General features: G+C 41.1%; 26 protein-coding genes and 2 tRNA genes. 2 read left to right on the top strand and 26 right to left on the bottom strand.

The features are described 5' to 3' along the window. Positions 1–33: 33 nt before the first annotated feature. From ACTG7L_RS10215 to rne, 22 genes are all read right to left on the bottom strand, one after another. On the bottom strand, positions 34–330 hold the full coding sequence (locus tag ACTG7L_RS10215; protein ID WP_439328454.1) for a DUF5374 domain-containing protein: 297 nt from the start codon (positions 328–330) through the stop codon (positions 34–36). Beyond that, positions 314–1000, bottom strand: a complete 687-nt coding sequence (locus ACTG7L_RS10210) for a DUF2572 family protein (protein WP_439328453.1) — start codon at positions 998–1000, stop codon at positions 314–316. Before ACTG7L_RS10210 ends, ACTG7L_RS10215 begins: the two co-directional genes overlap by 17 nt. 6 nt (positions 1001–1006) lie before the next feature. Beyond that, complete coding sequence (locus tag ACTG7L_RS10205; protein WP_439328452.1) at positions 1007–1738, bottom strand: hypothetical protein; 732 nt, start codon at positions 1736–1738, stop codon at positions 1007–1009. Beyond that, positions 1735–2259 carry a prepilin-type N-terminal cleavage/methylation domain-containing protein gene (locus tag ACTG7L_RS10200; protein ID WP_439328451.1) on the bottom strand — a complete coding sequence of 175 codons (525 nt, stop codon included), beginning with the start codon at positions 2257–2259 and terminating at the stop codon, positions 1735–1737. The genes ACTG7L_RS10205 and ACTG7L_RS10200 overlap by 4 nt, the downstream gene beginning before the upstream one ends. Positions 2260–2420: 161 nt before the next feature. Further along, positions 2421–2496: transfer RNA gene (locus ACTG7L_RS10195), tRNA-Lys, on the bottom strand. Between the two features lie 48 nt (positions 2497–2544). Then, a tRNA-Lys gene (locus ACTG7L_RS10190) sits at positions 2545–2620 on the bottom strand. Positions 2621–2843: 223 nt separating this feature from the next. Continuing rightward, entirely contained in the window at positions 2844–3305 is a 462-nt protein-coding gene (gene pal, locus ACTG7L_RS10185) for a peptidoglycan-associated lipoprotein Pal (RefSeq protein WP_439328450.1), read from the bottom strand. A 28-nt stretch (positions 3306–3333) separates the two neighbouring features. Then, positions 3334–4617: a Tol-Pal system beta propeller repeat protein TolB gene (gene tolB / locus ACTG7L_RS10180; RefSeq protein WP_439328461.1), complete on the bottom strand. Its 1284-nt coding sequence runs from the start codon at positions 4615–4617 to the stop codon at positions 3334–3336. 83 nt (positions 4618–4700) lie between these two features. Next, entirely contained in the window at positions 4701–5846 is a 1146-nt protein-coding gene (tolA, locus tag ACTG7L_RS10175; protein WP_439328449.1) for a cell envelope integrity protein TolA, read from the bottom strand. Between the two features lie 15 nt (positions 5847–5861). Beyond that, positions 5862–6287 carry a colicin uptake protein TolR gene (gene tolR / locus ACTG7L_RS10170; protein ID WP_439243402.1) on the bottom strand — a complete coding sequence of 142 codons (426 nt, stop codon included), beginning with the start codon at positions 6285–6287 and terminating at the stop codon, positions 5862–5864. A gap of 83 nt (positions 6288–6370) precedes the next feature. Beyond that, positions 6371–7054, bottom strand: a complete 684-nt coding sequence (gene tolQ / locus ACTG7L_RS10165) for a protein TolQ (protein WP_439328448.1) — start codon at positions 7052–7054, stop codon at positions 6371–6373. A gap of 16 nt (positions 7055–7070) precedes the next feature. After that, positions 7071–7469 carry a tol-pal system-associated acyl-CoA thioesterase gene (gene ybgC, locus ACTG7L_RS10160; protein WP_439258426.1) on the bottom strand — a complete coding sequence of 133 codons (399 nt, stop codon included), beginning with the start codon at positions 7467–7469 and terminating at the stop codon, positions 7071–7073. A gap of 152 nt (positions 7470–7621) precedes the next feature. Further along, entirely contained in the window at positions 7622–8896 is a 1275-nt protein-coding gene (murA, locus tag ACTG7L_RS10155) for a UDP-N-acetylglucosamine 1-carboxyvinyltransferase (protein ID WP_439328447.1), read from the bottom strand. 10 nt (positions 8897–8906) lie between these two features. Then, positions 8907–9164 (bottom strand): BolA family protein, encoded by a 258-nt coding sequence (locus ACTG7L_RS10150; protein WP_439328446.1) that lies wholly within the window; start codon positions 9162–9164, stop codon positions 8907–8909. A gap of 19 nt (positions 9165–9183) precedes the next feature. Further along, complete coding sequence (locus ACTG7L_RS10145; protein WP_439328445.1) at positions 9184–9528, bottom strand: STAS domain-containing protein; 345 nt, start codon at positions 9526–9528, stop codon at positions 9184–9186. Between the two features lie 9 nt (positions 9529–9537). Further along, positions 9538–10227 (bottom strand): ABC transporter substrate-binding protein, encoded by a 690-nt coding sequence (locus tag ACTG7L_RS10140; RefSeq protein ID WP_439328444.1) that lies wholly within the window; start codon positions 10225–10227, stop codon positions 9538–9540. A 71-nt stretch (positions 10228–10298) separates the two neighbouring features. After that, a complete protein-coding gene (locus ACTG7L_RS10135) occupies positions 10299–10931 on the bottom strand; it encodes an ABC transporter substrate-binding protein (RefSeq protein ID WP_439328443.1) in 633 nt (210 codons plus the stop codon). Between the two features lie 34 nt (positions 10932–10965). Next, the gene (gene mlaD, locus ACTG7L_RS10130) at positions 10966–11472 is read right to left on the bottom strand and encodes an outer membrane lipid asymmetry maintenance protein MlaD (RefSeq protein ID WP_439328442.1); all 507 of its coding nucleotides are present in this window, start codon (positions 11470–11472) and stop codon (positions 10966–10968) included. Positions 11473–11502: 30 nt separating this feature from the next. Then, complete coding sequence (gene mlaE, locus ACTG7L_RS10125; RefSeq protein ID WP_439328441.1) at positions 11503–12282, bottom strand: lipid asymmetry maintenance ABC transporter permease subunit MlaE; 780 nt, start codon at positions 12280–12282, stop codon at positions 11503–11505. Further along, entirely contained in the window at positions 12279–13076 is a 798-nt protein-coding gene (locus tag ACTG7L_RS10120) for an ATP-binding cassette domain-containing protein (RefSeq protein ID WP_439243427.1), read from the bottom strand. The genes mlaE and ACTG7L_RS10120 overlap by 4 nt, the downstream gene beginning before the upstream one ends. Positions 13077–13166: 90 nt before the next feature. Then, positions 13167–14516: an exodeoxyribonuclease VII large subunit gene (gene xseA, locus ACTG7L_RS10115; RefSeq protein ID WP_439328440.1), complete on the bottom strand. Its 1350-nt coding sequence runs from the start codon at positions 14514–14516 to the stop codon at positions 13167–13169. Positions 14517–14572: 56 nt separating this feature from the next. Next, complete coding sequence (gene rne / locus ACTG7L_RS10110; RefSeq protein WP_439328439.1) at positions 14573–17482, bottom strand: ribonuclease E; 2910 nt, start codon at positions 17480–17482, stop codon at positions 14573–14575. Between the two features lie 406 nt (positions 17483–17888). Between rne and rluC the strand changes: the two genes are divergently transcribed. Both rluC and ACTG7L_RS10100 read left to right on the top strand, forming a co-directional pair. Beyond that, positions 17889–18860, top strand: a complete 972-nt coding sequence (gene rluC, locus ACTG7L_RS10105) for a 23S rRNA pseudouridine(955/2504/2580) synthase RluC (RefSeq protein WP_439328438.1) — start codon at positions 17889–17891, stop codon at positions 18858–18860. Further along, entirely contained in the window at positions 18857–19381 is a 525-nt protein-coding gene (locus ACTG7L_RS10100) for a hypothetical protein (RefSeq protein ID WP_439328437.1), read from the top strand. The genes rluC and ACTG7L_RS10100 overlap by 4 nt, the downstream gene beginning before the upstream one ends. A 36-nt stretch (positions 19382–19417) precedes the next feature. On the opposite strand, the gene trxA is transcribed toward ACTG7L_RS10100, so the two are convergent. The 4 genes from trxA to ACTG7L_RS10080 form a co-directional block, all read right to left on the bottom strand. Beyond that, the gene (trxA, locus tag ACTG7L_RS10095; RefSeq protein WP_439243442.1) at positions 19418–19741 is read right to left on the bottom strand and encodes a thioredoxin; all 324 of its coding nucleotides are present in this window, start codon (positions 19739–19741) and stop codon (positions 19418–19420) included. 128 nt (positions 19742–19869) lie between these two features. Then, on the bottom strand, positions 19870–20979 hold the full coding sequence (locus ACTG7L_RS10090; RefSeq protein ID WP_439328436.1) for a methionine biosynthesis PLP-dependent protein: 1110 nt from the start codon (positions 20977–20979) through the stop codon (positions 19870–19872). Positions 20980–21111: 132 nt separating this feature from the next. Further along, complete coding sequence (locus tag ACTG7L_RS10085) at positions 21112–21660, bottom strand: hypothetical protein (protein WP_439328435.1); 549 nt, start codon at positions 21658–21660, stop codon at positions 21112–21114. A gap of 23 nt (positions 21661–21683) precedes the next feature. Continuing rightward, positions 21684–22775: a hypothetical protein gene (locus ACTG7L_RS10080; protein WP_439328434.1), complete on the bottom strand. Its 1092-nt coding sequence runs from the start codon at positions 22773–22775 to the stop codon at positions 21684–21686. Positions 22776–22947 lie beyond the last annotated feature (172 nt).

The raw sequence follows: 22947 nt of genomic DNA, 5'->3' as shown, positions 1-22947 counted from the left end.
AATAGCCCCATGGGTGAGAATGAATTTCCTCCATTATAAACTAATTTCACCTAAAATATACCGCACTTTCACCTGTTTTCCCGTACAAAAAATGCTAAAAGTCAGTTGGTTTTGTTGCACTTGGTTTTCACAAGGCAAGCCGAGAAATTGCCGTTGTTGCTGATTTTCCGCAATTTGGATGGCCTGATAACGTTGATAAATTTCATTGGCGGTTTTACGTTGATGACTTGTCCATTGATTAATCGCTAGAAAAATGCCACTGAATAGGCTGAGTACGGCTAACAAGGTTACTAAACTCATGCCTCGTTGAATTTTAGGGGATAAAATCATACCAAGTTTTCTCCACATGTTGCCATTGACTAAAACGTTGCACAACATCGGTGACAACTGTTTTTTTATAGGTTAACGTCACCGCATCATCTTTGCTTAATGTCCCTTGCGTAATCACGCTGCCGATAATTTTTCCTTTACCCACAATATGTAAATCGCCCGTGGCAATCACTACTGCATTGATGTTGCTATTAATTTGCCATTCCGTGTGGGCTTGATCGAACCAAAATAAATTATTGGCATTGTCAGAGGAGAAATACTGTGTACTTTGAATGGCTTTCCCCTTAAATAAAGTAAATGCTGCGGGATCAATAAATTCCATCAACTGCCCCTCGTTCAAATTTTTTGTCGGGGCTTTTTTAAATAACGCCTGTCGCTGGCACCAAATAAACTGTTGATGCTCTTCACTATTTTCAGCCATAATAGCAATACTTGCCATATTCCCCGCTAAACTTAAATCCAAAGTTTCGCACAAGCTGTCTTGCTGTTGCTGAAATTGTTGTTGTAAACGGCGATCTTGCTGAACATAGCGTTGCCGTTGCATGGCAATGGAAGAATGCAAACGAAAACTTTCATCATCAAACCATAACACCACTAACAATAGGCTTGAAAGTAAAATTAACAAGCTGATGGTCGCAAAACCACAATGCATTTTAGCCACATTTTTCATCCATTATTACTCCTGTGTGAGTGGCTGATTAAGTAATGGAATAACCACCGAACTTTCATACTGAATAGCGGGATATTGTTTTAATCGCCCTGCTAAGTAAAGCCTTAACCCTTTATATTGTTTAGTATTCTCTAACCAAGTGAGTTGAAAATCTGTCACCTCATACTGGTCTTCATCTAACATTTTGCTCCAGCCCAAATCTTGACAGGCTTTTTGTTGCAAATACCCTTGGCATTCCGCTTTTTTACATTTAGTATTGGCTTTATTGCCATAAGTTCGACTTTCTAAAATTAGACCATTTTTCCGATAACCCAATAATTCTCGCCCCACTTCCGAGGTGGCATTTTGTTCATTTTTCGCACATTGCTTTGCGGTCGAACCCAAGCAACCGTTACCATCCAGATCATAAAAAAATAAAACACAATTATTTTTCACCGCACTTTCACCTGTCATCGGATAAATTCCCACACTGGTTCCCATTTCATCTAGCTCAAATAAAGAAAAATTTTCCTGTGTCACTTTCGCCGATAACGCACGAAAGCCCGCTCGCCGTAAATCTTTTGCCATGGTTTGCAATGCTCGCTGTAGTTCCGTTTGTAATTGCAACTGCCATAACATATGCTGATTTTGCCGTTGTGAATCGGTATAAAATTGCACCATCACCCACAACAATAAGGAAGATAACGCCAAACTAAGCATCAAGCCTAATAAACTCTGCCCTTTATAAAACTGGATCATTCTTCTGCTCCTCCACTACAAGCATTTTCAGCTTGATCGCTCTTAAAACGAATTCGTCCTAAATTTGAAAAGGAGAACAAGGTTCTTGATTGAGCATTGTGTAACATAAAACAGCCTGAATCCGACGAATTTCTGGTACCATTAAAACTAATTAATTTTTGTGGATAATAGGCTTTCGCCGTAATCATGCTATGCTGTGGAGTAAGAGGCGAATAAAATTGAGCCGACAGATTATCTGGACAAAAATGAGGATTAAAGCAATCACAAATTGTGTCAGATTTTATTTGAGCCGTTACACACCAACGTTGCTGGCTGATATCCCGATTGAGAATGAGATACCAAATTTGATTTGAATTTTCCACACGGACTTGTATTTGACGTAAAAACAAATATAACCGCTGTTGTTCTTTCGCTAAAATCCGTTGATTATCCCCTTGCCAAGCAGGCAAGCTCACCAACGCCAACACACTAATAATCAACAAGGTGATCATCATTTCCAACAACGTAAACCCATTCTTCATAACATCTTCTCTTTTTTAACCTCACTTTAAAAAGAAAATAAACACAGCACAAGAAAAACGATCGTTTTTTGGAATGGAGATCACAAAATGAGGGAAAATTGGGTGACTGACAGACTGTTGAGATTATTCTAATTTAGAGCAAAATTTGAGAGGATAAATCATGGTGGGTCGTAAGGGATTCGAACCCTTGACTAACGGATTAAGAGTCCGCTGCTCTACCAACTGAGCTAACGACCCGTCTGGGAAGTTGTTATTTTTGGGGTTAAAAAATGGTATTTAATTAAGTGGTGGGCCGTGAAGGATTCGAACCTTCGACAAACGGATTAAAAGTCCGCTGCTCTACCGACTGAGCTAACGGCCCACTGTGTTACTTATTCTGACGAACAACGTCAAGCAACGAGTGCATATATTACGGATTTAAATTTAATAATCAATAGTTATTTTAATTTTTTAGTCTATTTGCACGAATAGTCGCCAATCTTCGAAAGATACAGCGAAATTATCAAACAGTTTCAAAACCATCAAAATAAAACAGACCTTATGAACTAAGGCCTGTTTCGTCAAACTATAAAATACGTTTTAAATTAGTATTCTAACACTGCACGACGGTTTTTGCTGTATGCAGCTTCGTTGTGACCAGCAACAGCTGGTTTTTCTTCACCGTAAGAAACTGTTGATACGCTTGCACCTTTTGCTGCTAAGTAAGATTTTACTGCATCTGCACGACGTTGACCTAAAGCAATGTTGTACTCTGGTGTACCACGTTCATCAGCGTGACCAGATACTGTGATATTTGCTTTAGACGCATTTAAGTATTGTGCGTGCGCATCTAACAATTGTTGATATTCGCCTTCAACTGAATAGCTATCGAATCCGAAGTAAACAGTGTTATAACGAGTTTGTAAATCTTGAACAGATAAACCGCCGTAAGTTTGGCCATTTGCATCTGCGTTCGCACCGGCCATACCGCTTGCATCATTGTTTGATGAACTACATGCAGCTAATGCTAATACTGGGGCAACTAACAATAATTTTGCTAATTTCATTTAATTTTTTCTCCTTAGAGTTTTGTCTTTACTTTGTTAAATAGGGTGACCAAGCTGGAAATTTCACTTGTCCGTCACTTCCTGGCAAGCGTGCTTTAAAGCGTCCGTCTGCAGATACTAATTGTAGCACCTTTCCTAAGCCTTGGGTAGAGCTATAAATAATCATAATTCCATTTGGTGAAATACTTGGACTTTCATCAAGGAATGTTGAACTTAAGGTATCAATTTTCCCTGTTACAAGGTCTTTTTTTATCACATGATCGCCTGAAATCATAACCATGGTTTTACCATCAGCACTGACTTGTCCGCTATAACTTTTGCCACCTGAACCTACTAATGAAGCACCACCACCGGAGGCACTCATTGAGTAAACTTGAGGCGAACCGCCTCTATCGGAGGTAAACAAGATACGTCCATCTGGCGTCCAGCTCGGCTCTGTATTATTGCCTGCACCGCTCGTCAATTTGGCCGCATGTCCACCATTCGAACCCATTACGTAGATATTTAGCTGACCATCTTGGTTAGAGGCAAAAGCTAAACGACTACCATCTGGTGAAAAAGCCGGTGCGCCATTATGTCCAGGGAATGACGCCACCACTTTTCTGGCACCAGAACCTAAATCCTGAACCACAAGTTGTGATTTTTTATTTTCAAAAGAAACATACGCTAAACGTTTACCGTCTGGTGACCATGCCGGTGACATCATCGGCTCTGAACTACGGTTAACCACAAATTGATTGAAACCATCATAGTCTGCTACACGCACTTCATAAGGTTGTGAACCACCATTTTTTTGTACCACATAAGCAATACGTGTTCTAAATGCACCTTTAATGGCGGTGATTTTTTCAAACACCTCATCACTCACCGTGTGTGCGCCAAAACGAATGAATTTTGCTGTCACGGTGAAAGAATTTTGTGCTAATACTGCACCCGCTGAACCTGACGCACCAATAGTATCCACTAACTGATATGCGATATTATAACCGCCACCTGTGGCTGTCACTTGTCCAACCACTATAGCATCCACCCCTAAAGATGCCCACGCATCAGGTGTCACTTCAGAGGCTGAACCCGGTTGTTGTGGCATTTGGCTCACGGCAACAGGGTTAAATTTTCCACTATTACGTAAATCATCAGAAATAATTTTGGCAATATCTTCTGGCACCGAGCCATTGGTTTTGAATGGTACGACCGCAATCGGTCTGGCACCCTCAACACCCTCGTCAATCACAATACGCACTTCGTCATCAGCTTGTGCTGTGCTTAATGCTAAAAAGAATACGGCAAATACACTCAATAATTGAGCCATTAATTTGCGAGCTACTAATTTCATCATCCCACCTTATGGTTAATGTTGGTTAATGTTGGTTAATGTTACTTTCCTAAAAATCGTTATTTTAAGTCAAAATCAATCGTTGGATTTTTATATTTATTATAAACTTCGTCACTCGGTGCGGCTGGCACTTTTTTTGTTCTTGCCACTGCACTTAATGCGGCGGAACAGATATCATCAGGCCCCGAGACACGCTGATAACCCAATATGGTACCATCACGTGCTAACTGAATTTTAATACTACATACTTTTCCTGCAAAGCTAGGATCTTTAATAAAGCGACGCTTGATTTCTTTTTTAATCACACCCGCATATTGATCACCGACTTTGCCACCGTCACCTGCGCCGAGTGCTGCTCCGGAACCTTGGCTACCACCTTTGTTAGCATTCCCCCCTTTTGAGGCACTGCCACCACCGATATCACCACCATTCAGGAAATCATCTAACGCTGCTTGCTTGGCTTTAGCATCCGCTTTCGCCTTAGCGTCAGCTTTTGCCTTGGCATCAGCATCTGCCTTAGCTTTAGCCTCTTTCTCGGCTTTTGCTTTGGCCTCTTTTTCCGCTTTGGCTTTTGCTTCTTTTTCTGCTTTCGCCTTGGCTTCTTTATCGGCTTTTTCTTTCTCCGCTTTTTCAGCTTTTTCTTTAGCCGCTTTCTCCGCTTTTTCTTTGGCTACTTTTTCTTGGTTCGCTTTTGCTTTGGCCTCTTCTTCTGCTTGTTTAGCGACCGCTGCTAAACGTTTTGCCTCAGCGTCCGCTTTTAATTTAGCCGCTTCCGCTTCTTTTTTCGCTTTTGCCTCGGCTTCTTGTTTGGCTTTTTCTAACGCCTCTTGTTTAGCTTTTTGCTGTTCTAGTTGTTTTTGGCGTTGTTGTTCTTTTTGTTGCTCAAGTTTCTCTTGCTCAATCTTTTTCTCGTCAACAACTGGCTTCGGTTCTGGTGCTGGCTTTTCAATCACTTCTTCGGGTTCTTTCTTGGCTTTTTCTGCCTGCCCTTTTTTCTGCTGCTGAATACGCCCCCATTCCTGTGCGGCTGCCCCCGTATCGACCATGACCGCACCGATCATATCGCCATCACCTTCGCCCCCGCCCATCACTTCAAGCGGATGATAAACCAGTGAACTCAAAATTAACAAACCGAACAAAATGCTATGCAATATCACTGAAATCAGTAACGCATTGGTTTCTTTCTTTTGTCGATTATTTCTCACAATCTATCCTACTGCCTAAATGGGATCCGTCATTAAACCAACCGATTTAATGCCCGCTAAATGAAGTAAATTCAATGCTTTAATCACTTCTTCATAAGGCACATCATTGGCCCCACCGATTAAAAACATGGTATTAGGATCTTTCTCAAATTCCTGTTTGGTCATTTGCGTCACCATTTCTTCAGTCAGTCCTTCGGAACGTTCTCCCGCAATGGAAATCGCATATTGCCCCACACCTGCGACTTCTAAAATCACAGGGACTTTATCTTCATTGGATACCGACTGCGTTTCAACGGCATCCGGTAAATCCACTTGCACACTTTGGCTGATAATCGGTGCAGTAGCCATAAAAATTAACACTAAAACTAATAATACGTCCAAAAATGGCACAATATTAATTTCAGATTTAATCGCTTTTTCTCTACGACGGCGGTAAGCCATATAAACCTCTAAAACGTCATTCAAATCAACCGCACTTTACCTGTTAATCTCAAAAAGTGCGGTGTAAAATCTCTTTATTTTGCTTAGTTTTTAGCAAATACTTGGCGTTGCAAAATCGTGGTAAATTCATCAATAAAGTTACCATAATTTTGCTCCAATTTATTGACACGTAAACTTAAACGGTTATAAGCCATCACCGCAGGAATCGCAGCAAATAAACCAATGGCCGTCGCAATCAAGGCCTCAGCGATCCCAGGTGCCACCATTTGTAAGGTTGCTTGTTTGGCGCCACTTAACGCCATAAAGGCGTGCATAATTCCCCACACGGTACCAAATAATCCGATATAAGGACTAACCGATGCCACGGTGGCTAAAAAAGGTACTCGAGTTTCGAGATCTTCAATTTCACGGTTCATGGCTAAATTCATGGCTCGAGTGCTGCCCATCATAATGGCTTCTGGTGCATCCGGATTTACTTGTTTTAAACGCACAAATTCTTTAAAGCCGGCATAGAAAATTTGCTCACTGCCCGTCATGACCATATCACGACGATTTTCTAAACCATCATAAAGTTTAGTTAAGTCTTCACCAGACCAAAAACGATCTTCAAAGGCCGTGGAATCTTTTAATGCTCTAGTTAGCACACGGCTACGTTGAATAATAATTGCCCAAGAGACAATCGAGAACATAATTAAAATAAAAATTACAATTTGAACGACGATACTCGCCTTTAGAAATAAATCTAAAAAGTTCAATTCAGCAGTCATTGCATAGCTCCGAAAATTATTGACTAAATGCGGCTTTGACTTCCTTTGGAAGTGCCACAGGTTTCATTTTGCCTAGATCAACACAGGCTACTTTCACAGTAGCCACGCTTAATACTTGATTTTCTCGTTTCAGGCATTGCGAGAAAAAAATCGTCGCCCCTTTCATTTCTTCTACTTTGGTTTCCACCATCAACAAATCATCTAATTTTGCTGGAAATTGGTAATCAATCGACATGGATTTGACCACAAAGGCAATGCCTTGTTCCGCTAATAAATGTTGCTGTGAAAAATGCAAAGAGCGTAAAAATTCTGTTCTTGCTCGCTCGTAAAAATGCAGATAACGGGCGTGATAAACAACACCGCCCGCATCAGTATCTTCATAATATACCCGAACGGGGAATTGAAAAATGTGCATATTAACAGAATATCCTTGTTCGGTTTATTTTCAGTACAAAAAACTGGCGTATTTTAGAGCTTTCAATAATGATAAGCAAGCAATTAATAAGTGCGGTGAAAAAATTTATATTTTTTCACCGCACTTTATTGAACCCAATAACTTATTCGCCTTTATTCTTCTGAATTTTCAGAAAAACGCTCAATTTTTGCGCCTAATCCACGTAGTTTTTGCTCAATATGTTCGTAACCCCGATCGATATGATAAATCCGATCCACAATGGTTTCACCCGAGGCAATACAACCCGCCAACACTAAACTGATGGACGCTCGTAAATCAGTCGCCATCACTTGCGCACCAGAAAGATGTTCGACCCCATGAATTAAGGCGGTATTTCCCTCAATTTCGCCTTTTGCCCCCATGCGGATTAATTCTGGCACGTGCATAAAACGGTTTTCAAAAATGGTTTCGGTAATTTTACTGGTCCCCTCGGCAACCGCATTTAATAAGGTAAATTGCGCTTGCATATCGGTTGGGAAACCGGGGTGTGGCATGGTGCGAATATTCACCGCTTTTGGACGTTGTCCCAAACTATCTAAAGTAATGGTATCTTCTGTGACATCCACTTGCATGCCTGCTTCACGTAATTTTTCAATCACCGCCTCAAGGGTATCGGCTTTGGTACCCACACATTGAATGCGCCCTCCCGACACGGCAGCAGCGATCAAAAATGTCCCCGTTTCAATACGATCTGGCACAATGCTGTGTTCACAACCGGTTAAACGCTCAACGCCCTCAATGGTGATCGTATCGGAACCTAAACCTGTAATTTGGGCCCCCATCTTATTGAGGAAAACCCCCGTATCCACCACTTCGGGTTCACGTGCCGCATTTTCAATTACCGTGGTGCCTGTGGCTAAGGTTGCTGCCATCATGACCGACAATGTTGCCCCGACGCTGACTTTATCCATGTAAACTTTGGCACCGAATAAACGACCTCGCACACTGGCTTTAACATAACCCTCGTCAAGTTCAATGCTGGCCCCCATTTTTTCTAACCCCGCAATGTGCATATCTACGGGTCTGGCACCAATGGTACAACCGCCAGGGAGAGAAACTTGTCCCTCATGAAAACGCGTCAATAACGGCGCTAATGCCCAAATCGAGGCTCGCATGGTTTTCACCAATTCATATGGTGCCACATAATGATTGATTTGACTCGCATCAATTAATACCGCTTTATCCGCATCACGTTCTACGTTCACACCTAATTTACGCAAAATTTTAAAGGTGGTATCCACGTCTTTTAATTCGGGGACATTAGTTAATTTTACCGGTTCTTCAGCCAAAATGGCCGCAAAAAGAATCGGCAAAGCGGCATTTTTCGCACCTGAAATCTGTACGCTACCGTTTAAACGAGATTGGCCATAAACACGAAATTTTTGCATCATTTTTTCCTTAATTCATTGAGTTTAAGAGGCGATCACGTTTCCATTTTTCCACGGTGTACGTTTTAATGGTTAACGCATGAATTTCACCTGTGGTGAAATAGTCCATTAATGGCGCATAAATGGTTTGCTGCTGCTTAACACGAGATAAAGCGGCAATCTCATTATTCACCACAATCACGCCAAAATGGGCATTTTCGCCTTGTGCATAGACTTCAGAAAGATTAAGTTTTTCTTTCAAAATCTCTTCAATTTTTTTCGGTTCCATAGTTTTCCAATCTAATTAATTATTTTGTTATCAATGGGTTGAGCCAATCATTTAAATTAAATAAATCTGCCAATGTCAATAATTGCTCTGGGACATTGATTAAGGTTATGTTGTTATGTGATGACATCACTTTTTTACAATAGGCGATCAAATCACATAATAAGGCAAATCCCGCACTGTCAATACGATGAATCTGTGCGAGATCCCATTGAATATTGTTGTCAGCCAGTTGCTTTTCTGATAAAAAAGCGAAACGTTGTTGCCATAATGGCAACAACGTATCACGAGATAACTCTCCAACAAGTTGGAGCGTTATTCTATCATTATTTTGCACGGCCGACCATGTTAGTTTTTCAGCTTGCATCGTTAACGTTTATTTCCCTGATTTAAATAATTCTAAATATTTTTTAAGATCCACAGTTCTCTTAGAAAATTTGAGTACGTGTGATATTAAAGCATCCACACCACCTTTATCTAATGCCTCTTTATTATGTGCTCGCATTCCCTCTAAAGGAGAAACTTGATGAAGACCTGTAAAAAATTTCAAATCATATATAAACCATTTATTGATTCTTGAATTTTTACGCCAATAAAAAGTAAGTATCTGTTGCTGTTGGTCTTTCTGAGTTAACATTACACTCATCATGGCATACTTTTCATTCTGATCAAGCGTTTCTGGTTGTAACATTTCAACACTTTTACTATCGTTGTATGCCGCTATCCAATAAGAAAAAACCGTTTCAATATATTTTTCAAATGCACTGTTAAGTTCTTGTCTTTTCTCAAGCGTCATGGAATGTAGCGTTTCTGAATGCGTGCTTAAAACAACTTCAGCCCACGCATTGACATAAGGCATAAGATCCTGATGAACGATTGATTTCAAGATATTTGGATTAGATTTTATTTCTGTATGCTGGGATTGAATATCTTTAAATAAATTGTCAGATATTTTCTGCGTTAATTCATAAGGTTCTTCTGTTGCCATCGCAGCCTGAAATGCTTGAACAACAAAAAGAGTCGATAAAACTAACATTAATTTTAATAACGTTTTTCTGAATTTCATTTTCTTATCCTTATTTATTCACTTAGATAATAAATCACATAATAAAATCTAATCAGATTAATCAAAATATATTATTTTTCAATGGTAATCGGATTATTCGCTGCTTTTGACAAAATCTCAGTTAAAGCATCAATACCTTTAGTACGTAAAATTGGCGCCCATTCATTTTTCTTCGTATTAATCATACCACCACCGCTAGTAAACATATCGTAGGCTTTCCATTCACCCGCTTTATTTTTCTTCCAATAAAACACGATATTGGTTGGTGCAGCATTTGAATTTAAGAACAGCTTAATAGTAACTTGTACTATTTCATCATCAAGATTTTTAGGTTTCTCTACCGTAATTTTTTGATCTTTATACAACGTTAGAATTTGAGCATATTGCTGTTCAATATACTGACCGAAAACCGTATAAAACTGTTGTAATTGTTCTTTCGTTGCGGTTTTATGATAAGGATTGATCGTTGCTATCCCCGCATATTGCACATAAACGTGTGGCATCAATGTTTGATGCACAATGGTTTTTAAATAATTCGGATCTTGCTGAATTTTGCTTTGGCTTTGCTTAATTTCGCTAAATAATTTATCCGATAATTGTTGTGTCAAGGTATAAGGATCATTTGCCATCACCGCTTGCACGGCAAAAAGTGCGGTGAAAATTACGATTATTTTTGATAACCATTGTTTAAATTGCATTGTCATAAATACTCCTATTAAATTGCTTTCCTAAATTTAATTATTGAACCGTTGGTGTTTCAACGGTTGATTCTTCTTTTTTGTCTTTATCGCCATATAAGAATTGGCCGATAAGATCTTCTAATACCATTGCGGATTTGGTGTCTAGCACTTTACTGCCCTCTTTCCACATCTGTGTATCACCATCATCGAATCCGATGCTGAGTGAAATATATTGTTCACCCAATAAGCCCGATGTTTTAATCGAAAGCGAACTGTTATTAGGAATCTGATTGTATTCTTCATTAACAGCGATAGTAACCACCGGTAAATAAAGCTGTTCATCAAGTGAAATATTGCTTACCCGTCCAATCACCACGCCGCCCACTTTTAATGGTGCCCGCACTTTAAGACCGCCAATATTATCAAAAGTTGCCGTGATATGATAAGATTTTTGTTCACCAAAGCCTTGCACATTGGCCACTTTTAAGCCCATAAAAACCAAAGCTCCAATACCGAGTAATAAAAATAAACCTACCCAGAATTCATATTTAATTGTTTGTCGCATAATTTATACCTAATAAAAAAATAACTCTCATTAACCGCCGAACATCATCGCCGTTAATACAAAATCTAAACCTAACACTAATAATGACGCATTCACCACGGTTTTTGTGGTAGATTGGCTAATCCCCTCTGAGGTTGGCACACAATCATAACCGTTAAATAATGCAATCCAAACCACAGCAAAAGCAAAGACGATGCTTTTAATAAAGCCATACCACAAATCCTGCACAGAAACTGCATTTTGCATGACTGACCAAAAACTGCCGTCATCAATACCTTTCCAATCCACGCCAACTAACGCACCACCAATCACCCCAACTGCGGTGAATAATACCGCTAAAATTGGCATGGAAATAATGCCGCCCCAAAAACGTGGTGCAATCACACGACGGAGTGGATCCACAGCCATCATTTCAAGGCTAGAAAGCTGTTCCGTGGCTTTCATTAAACCAATTTCGGCGGTTAAGGCAGAACCCGCTCGCCCTGCAAATAACAAGGCGGTCACTACTGGACCCAATTCACGCAATAAGGATAACGCCACTAACTGCCCCACATTGGCCTCGGCAGCAAAATCCACCAACACCACATAGCCTTGCAAGCCTAGTACCATACCGATAAAAAAGCCCGAGAGCAAAATAATCAGCAAAGACTGCACGCCTAGAACATGTAACTGTTTGATTAATAATGGTGCATGTTTACGAAATTGTGGTTTACCAACCAACGCTCCCCACAACATAAACCCCGACCGCCCTAAGGCACGCACGGAATGTATCACCGTGGCACCCAGTGCGGAGATCAATTTCACGATCATTTAAATAAATCCTCCACCCTGTCATTGGCAGGAAAATGGAAATGTACCGGCCCATCTTCTTGCCCTTGGATAAATTGCACCACTTGTGGATCGGTACTTTTTAATAAAATATCCGGCGTGCCTTCCGCTATCACTCGCTTATCCGCAATAATATAAGCGTAATCTGCGATACTTAACACTTCTTGCACATCATGAGAAACCACGATAGAGGTCAAATTCAAGGCCTCATTGAGCCGTTTGATTAAGCTAATAATCACACCCATACTAATCGGATCTTGTCCGGTAAAGGGTTCATCATACATAATCAAATCAGGATCCAAAGCAATGGTACGAGCCAATGCCGCACGACGTGCCATGCCACCTGAAAGTTCTGACGGCATTAACTCTGCCGCACCCCGTAAACCGACGGACTCTAATTTCATCAGCACAATTTTACGAATTAATTCTTCGGGTAACCGAGTATGCTCACGAATCGGATAAGCCACGTTATCAAAGGTTGACATGTCCGTAAACAATGCCCCCGATTGAAACAGCATGCCCATTCGCTGACGTGCTTTATAGAGTTGACTGTTCGACATTTTACAAATATCGTCACCGTCAAATAAAATCTCGCCTTGCTCAGGGGTAAGCTGTCCACCGATTAACTTTAATAAGGTGGTTTTACCAATTCCCGACGGCCCCATAATGGCTGTGATTTTGCCTTCGGCAAAGCGCAAATTGAGATTGTCGTAAATAGTACGCTCACCCCGTTTAAACGTGAGATGTTTCACTTCAATTAGTGCTTTCTCCGTCATTTCATTTTCCATTCCATTTTTTCATTCTGTTATCTTATTCAAATTTGTTCGTGTTTGGACTATCAACTTTTCAATTAGTTCAGTAGACAGCTATTTTGCCTCATTTGGTTTGACCATCACTTGTTTGATTTCACTGAAAATGGTGCCATCTGAAACAATGGTTTGCATAGGTTGGCCGACACTGACCTGTTGCACAGACGTAATCGCTTTCCCTTGTGCATTTTCTGCAATGGCATAGCCTCGAGCTAACACTTTCAACGGACTCAAACTGTCCATTTTGCCACAGCAATGGGCTAAACGCTGCTGTTTCTGGCGTAAATTATGTTTTAACGCTAAATTTAACCGCACATTTAATTGCTGAATATGCTGTTGTTGCTTTTGCAAGCGATAAGGCACGGGATTATTATCCAAACGTCGGCAAAGTGCGGTGAAATTATCCCGTTTTTTTCCCAAACAATGTTGCATAGCTCTGGCTAATCGTTGGGTTAATTGTGCCGTTTGCTGTTGTTGCAAGGCTAATCTAGCTTGCGGATGCTGATGTTGCAAACGCATTTGCAAATGGCGCAGTTGCTGATATTTTTGTTCAAATAAGCGATCCAATGCCCGATCTAAGCGTTGCTGCTGATCGGTTAATTGCTGTAATAATTGCCCCTGATCACGGCTCACCAATTCAGCTGCGGCAGAGGGCGTCGGCGCACGTAAATCTGCCACAAAATCCGCAATCGTCACATCGGTTTCATGCCCTACCGCACTGATAATCGGCAAGCTCGAGTGAAAAATAGCCCGTGCCACGGGTTCTGTATTAAAGCACCATAAATCTTCCAATGAACCGCCGCCCCGTCCGACGATCAGCACATCCACTTCTTGGCGTTGATTGGCTAGCTCAATCATTTTCACAATTTCTAGCGAGGCCTCTTTGCCTTGTACTTGGGTCGGGTAGATCACTACATGCAAACTAGGATCACGGCGTTTTAAAATCTGTAAAATATCTTGTAACGCTGCACCAGTTGCCGAAGTGACCACGCCCACCGACTGACAAAAGTGCGGTAGCTTTTTCTTCAAATGTTGAGCAAACAAGCCCTCGGCGGCTAACTGCATTTTCAACTGTTCAAACTGTTGTTGTAATAGCCCATCACCGGCGGGTTGCATACTCTCTAAAATCAACTGATAATCGCCACGAGGCTCATACAAACTAACGCCCGCTCGAACCAAGACTTGCATGCCATTTTGTGGTCGAAAATTGACCCGTTGCGTTTTCATCCGCCACATGGCACAGCGTACTTGCGCATGTTCATCTTTTAAGGTCAGATACCAATGCCCCGAGACGGGTTGCGTAAAATTGGAAATTTCCCCCGACAACCAAATGGCGCCAAACTGCCCCTCAAGGCTATTTCGCACTGCGCTATTGAGTTGTGTCACCGAGTAAATATTCTGTTGCATACTGAATTTCCATAAAAAATCCGATGAATATCATCGGATTTTCATTGTTTACATGTTTATTCCGCTGCGGCTTTGGTTGGCTCACTAAACACATGGCTTACCGCACAATGATGACCCGCTGAGCCTTTGCCGTGGAAATAATAACGGCTGTCTTTCCATTGCACAATCTCATAAGCCGGATTTAATTCTGCACTGGCTTGGGCTAAGGTCATCTCGGCTTTCACATGCTGTACCGCAGACACCGTACCTAGTCGTCCTGTAAACTGATAAGCACGAGCCGTCTTTTCAACAACCTCGACAGGTTTCACCGCTTGCTCCGTAACTACTGGGGCTACCGCTGTTTCAGCTTGTGCGGCTTGTTCTTCTAGGATACGTTGTTCTTCATTTAAACGTTCCAAAGATTGCTGTACTTTTTTCTCAACGGCTTCATTAGCAGGCTGCGTCACAAAACCTAAAGGCTGGCTGGCGACTTTTTCTTCCTTAGCCACCAATGGAATCACTGGCACAACGTCCTCAGTTACGGCTGACTGACCTTGCTGTTGTAACAATTCATCCACCGATAAGAAATTATTTTCTTTGGCTTTTTGCACCGCACTATAATCAATGCACACTTTACCACTGGCCAATTCTGGCGAGGCCACCGCAGCAAATAACGGCATTGGTGAGGCATTTTCTTGACGGCGACGACGTTGATTGTTCACCCGTAAATGACGAGGTAAACGACGGTTATTGTTACGTTCACGACGCTCATTTTGCGGTACCGCATTTTCCGTCACGTTTGCTACACTTTCCGTTGCTAGCGCTGATGTCAAGGTGCTTTCTGCCATGCTTTCCGTGACTTTTTCCGCCACAGGTTGCGTTATCGGTTCGGCCAATGGCGCAATATGCGTATTTTCTACAACCGTTTCATTTGCCTCTTGACCAATTCGTACACGTTTACGCACATCACGACGTTCCCGACGTTGGCGAACAGGGGCTTTTTCTTCTGTCGCCTCTGCAATGGTCACATTGGCTTGTTTTTCAACGCTATTCGCTACAACGCTTGTGTCCTCAACTTGCGTTTTACGGGCGTTACGGCGATTATTGCGTTCTGGACGAGAAGAGGTTGTTTTTTCGCTTGACGTCTCCTCATTTAGTTTAGCCGTCGTATTACGTTCCGTACGCTCATTGCGTGGTTTACGGTTATTACGACGGTCATTACGAGGCTGACGTTGGCGAGTGTTTACCGGTTTTTCTTCTGGTGTCGGTTCGTTGCTAAATAACCCTTTGAAACCTGCCCACAAACGTGCAAAGAAAGATGGTTTAGTTTCCACTTTGGTTTCAACAATCGGCGCAGCCTCTGAAATGGTCATAGACAAGGCTGCCATTTCTGCCACATTTTCACTGGCGGAGGTGTCAGTACTGTTCGCCGTGGAACTGGTTTCCGCAGGGGTATAAATATCTTCTTTATCTTCGTATAATTTGGCTAAATTATAACTTAATACACCAGCATCTTCGCCATCACGAGAGCGCACCACTTTAAAGTGCGGGGTTTCCATGGCTTGATTTGGTGCTACCACCACATCCACATCATGACGTTTTTCAATACTTTGAATCGCTTGACGTTTTTCGTTTAATAAATAAGAGGCGATTTCCACCGGCACAATACATTGCACTTGTTTTGAATTTTCTTTTAAGGCCTCTTCTTCGATTAAACGCAAGATAGAAAGGGATAAACTTTCATTATCACGCACTTTACCCGTGCCTTGGCAACGTGGGCAAATATGATGTGAAGATTCACCTAAAGACGGGCTTAAACGCTGACGTGACATTTCCAACAAGCCAAAACGAGAAATACGGCTAATTTGAATTCTGGCACGATCTTGACGCACCGCATCACGAATGCGATTTTCCACTTCACGTTGGTGACGAATCGGGGTCATGTCAATAAAGTCAATGACCACTAATCCACCTAAGTCACGCAAACGTAATTGACGAGCAATTTCATCCGCTGCCTCTAAGTTAGTATTTAAGGCGGTTTCTTCAATATCCCCACCACGAGTCGAACGGGCGGAGTTAATATCAATGGCAATCAAGGCCTCAGTGGCATCAATTACAATGGAACCACCTGATGGCAAACGCACTTCACGTTGAAAAGCGGATTCAATTTGTGATTCAATTTGATAATGGCTGAATAACGGCACTTCACCTTGGTACAATTTAATGCGATTTAAGAAATCAGGGCGAACGAGCTTGATATGGGCTTTGGCTTTCTCAAACACTTTCGGGCTGTCCACCAAGATTTCGCCGATATCACGGCGCAAATAATCGCGGATCGCACGCACGATCACATCACTTTCTTGGTGAATTAAAAACGGTGCAGGGCGACTTTTTGCCACGGTTTGAATGGCATCCCAGTGATGTAATAAGACTTTCAAGTCCCATTGTAATTCTTCAGGCGATTTGCCTACCCCAGCGGTACGCACAATTAAACCCACGCCATCTGGCACATCCAATGAACTCAAGGCATCTTTTAATTCAAGGCGTTCATCACCCTCAATGCGGCGAGAAATCCCGCCCGCTCTTGGGTTATTTGGCATGATCACTAAATAACTACCGGCCAGTGAAACAAACGTGGTTAAGGCGGCGCCTTTATTACCTCGTTCTTCTTTGTTCACTTGCACAATGACTTCTTGCCCCTCTTTAATCACATCCTTGATGTTCGGGCGGCCGTTATAGCTATAACCGGCAGGAAAATATTCACGGGCAATTTCTTTTAACGGTAAGAAACCGTGACGGTCAGCGCCGTAATCTACAAAGGCGGCCTCCAAACTCGGTTCTACACGGGTAATTTTCCCTTTGTAAATATTGGCTTTTTTTTGTTCGTGACCTGGACTTTCAATATCCAAATCAAATAAGCGTTGTCCATCGACTAACGCAACACGCAACTCTTCTTTTTGAGTCGCATTAATTAACATTCTTTTCATTGTAAAAATTTTCTCATTTTTATTTTAATAAATTCGATTAAAACACACCGCACTTTGCTCATTTGAATAAATTTCAAGCAAAAAATTTCCGCAATCGACCTCGTGTTTTTCGTCCTATGCCTGTCATCTCGACTGTCAAAGACTGGGTGCATTGATTGGGTTATCCAAAATTTGTGTCTAAAACCACAGGATAAATCGGCGTAATAATCACATATTTCGTTAAAAATTAATGTCTTATGTCTAAACCGCATTAATTGATAAATTAACAAAACTTCATTAATTTTGCCTAGGCAAAATCTGTATTATTATGGACGTAATACCGCTTTTTAGCAAGGTATTTCAGCAATTTTAATTATTTGTTAATTATGTTAAAATCCGACTAATTTTTCCTGAAAAACACAATTTTATGACAAACCAACCCAACGCTATTATTAATGCCTCCGTCAAAATGCTCGATATTTCGGCTGATGAGGCGGGGCAACGTATCGACAATTATTTATTAACCAAGCTCAAAGGCGTGCCAAAAAGCCTGATTTATCGTATTGTGCGAAAAGGCGAAGTGCGAGTAAATAAGGGGCGCATTAAACCAGAATATAAATTACAAGCGGGTGATGTGGTGCGAGTGCCGCCTGTGCGAGTATCAGAAAAAGCCCAAGCGCCGATTTCCACCAAACTGAATAAGGTGGCGCAATTAGAAAGCCAAATTATTTTTGAGGACGATTGTTTATTGGTGATCAATAAACCCTCAGGCATTGCCGTACATGGCGGCAGTGGCTTAAGTTTTGGGGTGATTGAGGGCTTGCGTGCATTGCGTCCTGAGGCCAGATTTCTGGAATTAGTCCATCGTATCGACCGAGATACGTCGGGGATTTTATTAGTGGCAAAAAAACGCTCTGCCTTACGCAATTTACATGAACAGTTACGCATTAAAACCGTGCAAAAAGACTACTTGGCCTTGGTGCGTGGACAGTGGCAATCCCATGTAAAAGTGGTTCAAGCCCCGTTACTCAAAAATGAATTGGCGAGCGGTGAACGCATTGTCAAAGTGAGCGAACAAGGTAAACCGAGTGAAACCCGTTTTAGCATTGAAGAACGTTATACCAATGCGACCTTAGTCAAAGCCTCCCCCGTCACAGGACGAACCCATCAAATTCGAGTGCATACCTTGCATGCAGGCCACCCGATTGCCTTAGATGATAAATACGGGGATAAAAAATTTGATGAAGAAATGACCGCACTTGGGTTAGATCGTTTATTTTTACATGCCTTTAATATTCGTTTTGAACACCCCAAAACAGGGGAAACCTTGCAATTAACCGCCCCGTTAGATAAAAATATGAAAACGATTTTGCAAAAATTACGAGAACAAAGCCGATGAAAATCAATAAATTATATGGACTATGCTTAATCACGATCTTCCCTGCATTGGCAAGTGCGGTGGAAAATCCTGTTGTTTTGCCGAGCGACATTATCGGCGAATGGACATGTCAAATTTTCTATCCCCGTTTAGGCGTGGAATCATTGGATCAATTTGATTTTCAAGCGGATGGCACATCACTAGGCATCGGGATAATAAATTTCCAAAAAACTTTTACTTATGAAAGTCACCATACAGGACATTGGGAACTGAAAGGAAATATGTTGTCAGAAACCAGTACCAACTATGTTTTTGGCAAAATTCATTCCAAAGAAACGGAACAAAAGCTCAAAAACAGTCCTGAATTAAACGAATTTGAACAAAAAATCTTTCAGACATTTACTCAAAACGCTAACGACGGAAAACCTGTGAATATTGAAATCACTGAATTGAAAGGCAATAAAATGCGGATTAACCATGTATGGGATAACCAAGAACGCCATGCGGGATTATGCGTGAAGAAAACCAAAGAGAACAGCTAAACAAAAACGCCTAGCATCCGCTAGGCGTTTTCAAGATTATAATGCTTGATTAACAAATGAGGCTAATTGTGTTTTTGGCACCGCACCCACTTGCGTAGCGAGCACTTTTCCCTCTTTGAATAAAAGCAACGTTGGAATCCCACGCACGCCAAATTGTGCTGGTGTTCCTTGGTTATCATCAATGTTCATTTTTACAATTTTGACTTTATCACCATATTCTTTAGCAAGATCTTCCAAAATCGGGCCAACCATACGACAAGGACCACACCAAGGCGCCCAAAAATCTAATAATACAGGTACATCTGAATTTAACACATCTGCTTCAAATGACGCATCGGTTACATGTAATACATCTGCCATTTTTCATTCCTTTTTTAATAGTATAAATTTGAAATCATTTCAGGGCGATACCCTAAAGCTGAAAATATCATAACACAGCTATAAAATTATCACCCTTTATTTAATCAATCATTTCAATTTGTGAAACCTTACTTACAACAAGCCGCCAAGGCTTGACGCAAATCTTGTTTAATATCTTCGACATCTTCTAGCCCTACGGAGAAACGCAATAAGCGATTGCACACACCACGAGCAATCCGCTCCGCCTCGGGAATATCCATATGGGTTTGGGTGGCGGGATAAGTAATAAAACTTTCGGTTCCGCCAAGACTTTCCGCAAAGGTAATCAATTTCATGGCTTTTAAGAAAGGATTAACCCAATTTTCATCTTGCAAACGGAACGACAACATCCCGCCTTTGTTAGAATACAATACATCCGTAATTTGCGGTTGTTGACGTAAAAATTCGGCAATTTCCCGTGCATTTTGCTGATGACGTTGCATACGTAATGACAGCGTTTTCAAGCCACGAATGGTTAACCAAGAATCAAACGGCGACAACACAGCGCCTGCCCCATTTTGAATATAGAACAAACGATCACATAATTCCTGACCTTTTGCCACAATCAAGCCCGCTAACACATCATTATGACCCGCAATATATTTGGTACCACTGTAAATCGTCACGTCCGCCCCATCTTCCATTGGACGATAAAGCATTGGGGTTAAAAAGGTATTATCCACAATTAATAACAAATTATGTTTTTTGGCGACTTTTGCAATCGCTGCCACATCACATTCTTCCATTAATGGATTGGAGGGGGTTTCCACAAAAATCGCTTTGGTATGAGGAGTAATGGCCACCTCAATGGCACTGACTTCCGCCGTATTCACATACACGGGTTTCACGCCATGGTTATTTTTATAACAAAAATCCAATAACCGATAGGTACCGCCGTACACATCACTGGACACCAACCATTCATCCGGCGCCTTAAATAAACTCATTAATACCTGAATCGCCGCCATGCCCGAGGCAAAGGCAAACCCCGCATCACCGCCGTCTAATTTCGCCATGGTTTCTTCTAATACCACTCGGGTCGGGTTTTTGGTGCGGGTATAATCAAACCCCGTACTTTCACCAATGCCATGGTGCCCATAAGCGGTAGAAAGAAAAATAGGGGTAGAAACCGCTCCCGTACGGGAATCGGTGCGATTGCCCGCTTGGGCAAGAATGGTATCTAAGGCATATTCTGTCATCGTATTTTCCTAAATTCAGCTGAAAAAGATGGCGGTCATTGTGGCATAAAGTGCGGTAAAATTAAAGGAAATTTTTTGTGTCGTGAGCGTTGAAAAAAAGCGTAATGGGAAATTTCATTACGCTTTTAATGATTAATCTAGTTCTCTGGCTTCTAGGGTTACAGTAAATTTATAACCGCACTCATCACAATGATAATGTTCTCTTTCTACTACCTTAGTACATTTAATGTGTCGAGTTTTTGTTTTACCATTTGCTAATTTTTCTTCAACTTCTTTATTTGTATCGTATCGATCTATTTCTTCGGTTCTGTCTAAAACAAATTCACCAATGGCTTGACATTCAGGGCAAGTGTTTTCTTCTTCCCATCTTTTTCTTCTCGCAATTCGATATTCTTTCTCTAGTTCCTCTTCTTTTATTCTACGGAGTTCTCTTGCTTTCTCTTCTTCAGCCGCTCTTGCTTTTGCTTTAATAGAACTAATCACAGAATTAATAATCCCAATTAACACCATTAAAATCACAAAAGCAATAATCGCATTGAGCCAGCTATATTGCGTAATGGGAATATCCGCCAAAAAGCTAAAAAAGCCGACAATTAAATCCCAAATCCAAACCACAACGGTGGCAATGATGTTATAAACAAACAGAATAACGCTTGATAAAATACTTAATACGGAATCCATAAATCTCTCCTTATTGTTAAAAATTAACCATTAATCACATCAATTAATTTTGAGCCAAGTTGCTGGGTGTTCCATTTTTCATCAACAGCAAATCCATCAACCAATTTCGCCAACTCACGCAAGGCTTCTTTGGTGGAGTAATCGGTTTTGTATTTGAACGTGTTCACTTTATTATTTTCTAAAATTTGCACCCGATAAACCGCCTCTTTGGCGATGATTTCGTTGGCGTTTTCCACGAAATCCGCCAAACGGCGACCAAATTGTTGGGTTGTCCAAGCGGAATCAAATTCAAAGCCGATGGCTTCGGCGATTTCACGCAGACTAGCTTTGACTGTGCCGTCTTCATATTGCGATAGCACATTGATTTTGCCGCTGTCTTCTTGTTCAATGAGATACTGATTTAACGTTGCATTTTTTTTGACCATAGTCATTTCCTCTAGGTTAGTTAATGTGGGTTGGTGAATAAAAAAGGATTGGTTAAAGCCATACATATCGATAATTTTGGCTATGGGATAATGTAATTCGGTAGCGTTGCCATAAAAATCGATGATGTTTAAATGGTCTTGCAGTTGGCGAATTTCGCCTTGATGAGCTTGAATAAAGTGAAAAAGCACATCAAATGTGGGTTGAAACTGATGAAATGAATGATATTTTCCGCCATATTGTGCTGAAATTTCACTAAAAGTGGCACGAAAATAACGATCATAAGCAGGCATGATACCAAACACACCGAGCAATATTTTGGTGATTAAGGTAATGGTTGGCGATTGATTTTTAAACTGTGCAGCAACATTATCATAAAGTTGAGCAATTTTGGCGTAATTTTGCGGTTCAATTTGGATTTCCCATAACGCCTCATCTTGATCAAAGATAAACTGGATTAAATTGATTAAATACGCAGGATTTTTGTTTAACAAAAAGCTATTACGCAACATTCCCCAACTGGCTAAATAACTCCATAGCACATAACAAGCGGTAGTCATTTCGCGTTTTGACTTATTGATGGGATGAAAATAGGCATAGCAAAAATCAAACGTACGATAGCGATGATCGCCTTTTTGCCCCTCTACCATAAATTTCTCCACAATGTCTATAAAATCATTGATTTTATTCATTCGCGTTTTTCCTAGCACATTGAAAATAAATGCCGTCATTCTACTTCGGGGGGGGGGGGGGTTTGACACGGCAAAGAGGATATTTTTTTAAGCAGGCATCAAACGATTGTGGTGGGGATTTTATTATTTATTAAAAAGGCGGATTTTTTATAATTAAAAAAATTTTATTTTT

It is taken from the genome of Lonepinella sp. BR2357, from assembly GCF_051851525.1.
GTDB lineage: Bacteria > Pseudomonadota > Gammaproteobacteria > Enterobacterales > Pasteurellaceae > Lonepinella.
Note: the sequence above shows the minus strand (reverse complement) of the source record. Positions and strands in the feature narration are given on the sequence as shown.

Excerpts from the sequence above, each read along its gene's own strand:
- ACTG7L_RS10215 (WP_439328454.1), bottom strand. The coding sequence starts at position 330 with ATGATTTTATCCCCTAAAATTCAACGAGGCATGAGTTTAGTAACCTTG.
- ACTG7L_RS10210 (WP_439328453.1), bottom strand. The coding sequence starts at position 1,000 with ATGAAAAATGTGGCTAAAATGCATTGTGGTTTTGCGACCATCAGCTTG.
- ACTG7L_RS10205 (WP_439328452.1), bottom strand. The coding sequence starts at position 1,738 with ATGATCCAGTTTTATAAAGGGCAGAGTTTATTAGGCTTGATGCTTAGT.
- ACTG7L_RS10200 (WP_439328451.1), bottom strand. The coding sequence starts at position 2,259 with ATGAAGAATGGGTTTACGTTGTTGGAAATGATGATCACCTTGTTGATT.
- pal (WP_439328450.1), bottom strand. The coding sequence starts at position 3,305 with ATGAAATTAGCAAAATTATTGTTAGTTGCCCCAGTATTAGCATTAGCT.
- tolB (WP_439328461.1), bottom strand. The coding sequence starts at position 4,617 with ATGGCTCAATTATTGAGTGTATTTGCCGTATTCTTTTTAGCATTAAGC.
- tolR (WP_439243402.1), bottom strand. The coding sequence starts at position 6,287 with ATGGCTTACCGCCGTCGTAGAGAAAAAGCGATTAAATCTGAAATTAAT.
- tolQ (WP_439328448.1), bottom strand. The coding sequence starts at position 7,054 with ATGACTGCTGAATTGAACTTTTTAGATTTATTTCTAAAGGCGAGTATC.
- ybgC (WP_439258426.1), bottom strand. The coding sequence starts at position 7,469 with ATGCACATTTTTCAATTCCCCGTTCGGGTATATTATGAAGATACTGAT.
- murA (WP_439328447.1), bottom strand. The coding sequence starts at position 8,896 with ATGCAAAAATTTCGTGTTTATGGCCAATCTCGTTTAAACGGTAGCGTA.
- ACTG7L_RS10150 (WP_439328446.1), bottom strand. The coding sequence starts at position 9,164 with ATGGAACCGAAAAAAATTGAAGAGATTTTGAAAGAAAAACTTAATCTT.
- ACTG7L_RS10145 (WP_439328445.1), bottom strand. The coding sequence starts at position 9,528 with ATGCAAGCTGAAAAACTAACATGGTCGGCCGTGCAAAATAATGATAGA.
- ACTG7L_RS10140 (WP_439328444.1), bottom strand. The coding sequence starts at position 10,227 with ATGAAATTCAGAAAAACGTTATTAAAATTAATGTTAGTTTTATCGACT.
- ACTG7L_RS10135 (WP_439328443.1), bottom strand. The coding sequence starts at position 10,931 with ATGACAATGCAATTTAAACAATGGTTATCAAAAATAATCGTAATTTTC.
- mlaD (WP_439328442.1), bottom strand. The coding sequence starts at position 11,472 with ATGCGACAAACAATTAAATATGAATTCTGGGTAGGTTTATTTTTATTA.
- mlaE (WP_439328441.1), bottom strand. The coding sequence starts at position 12,282 with ATGATCGTGAAATTGATCTCCGCACTGGGTGCCACGGTGATACATTCC.
- ACTG7L_RS10120 (WP_439243427.1), bottom strand. The coding sequence starts at position 13,076 with ATGACGGAGAAAGCACTAATTGAAGTGAAACATCTCACGTTTAAACGG.
- xseA (WP_439328440.1), bottom strand. The coding sequence starts at position 14,516 with ATGCAACAGAATATTTACTCGGTGACACAACTCAATAGCGCAGTGCGA.
- rne (WP_439328439.1), bottom strand. The coding sequence starts at position 17,482 with ATGAAAAGAATGTTAATTAATGCGACTCAAAAAGAAGAGTTGCGTGTT.
- rluC (WP_439328438.1), top strand. The coding sequence starts at position 17,889 with ATGACAAACCAACCCAACGCTATTATTAATGCCTCCGTCAAAATGCTC.
- ACTG7L_RS10100 (WP_439328437.1), top strand. The coding sequence starts at position 18,857 with ATGAAAATCAATAAATTATATGGACTATGCTTAATCACGATCTTCCCT.
- trxA (WP_439243442.1), bottom strand. The coding sequence starts at position 19,741 with ATGGCAGATGTATTACATGTAACCGATGCGTCATTTGAAGCAGATGTG.
- ACTG7L_RS10090 (WP_439328436.1), bottom strand. The coding sequence starts at position 20,979 with ATGACAGAATATGCCTTAGATACCATTCTTGCCCAAGCGGGCAATCGC.
- ACTG7L_RS10085 (WP_439328435.1), bottom strand. The coding sequence starts at position 21,660 with ATGGATTCCGTATTAAGTATTTTATCAAGCGTTATTCTGTTTGTTTAT.
- ACTG7L_RS10080 (WP_439328434.1), bottom strand. The coding sequence starts at position 22,775 with ATGAATAAAATCAATGATTTTATAGACATTGTGGAGAAATTTATGGTA.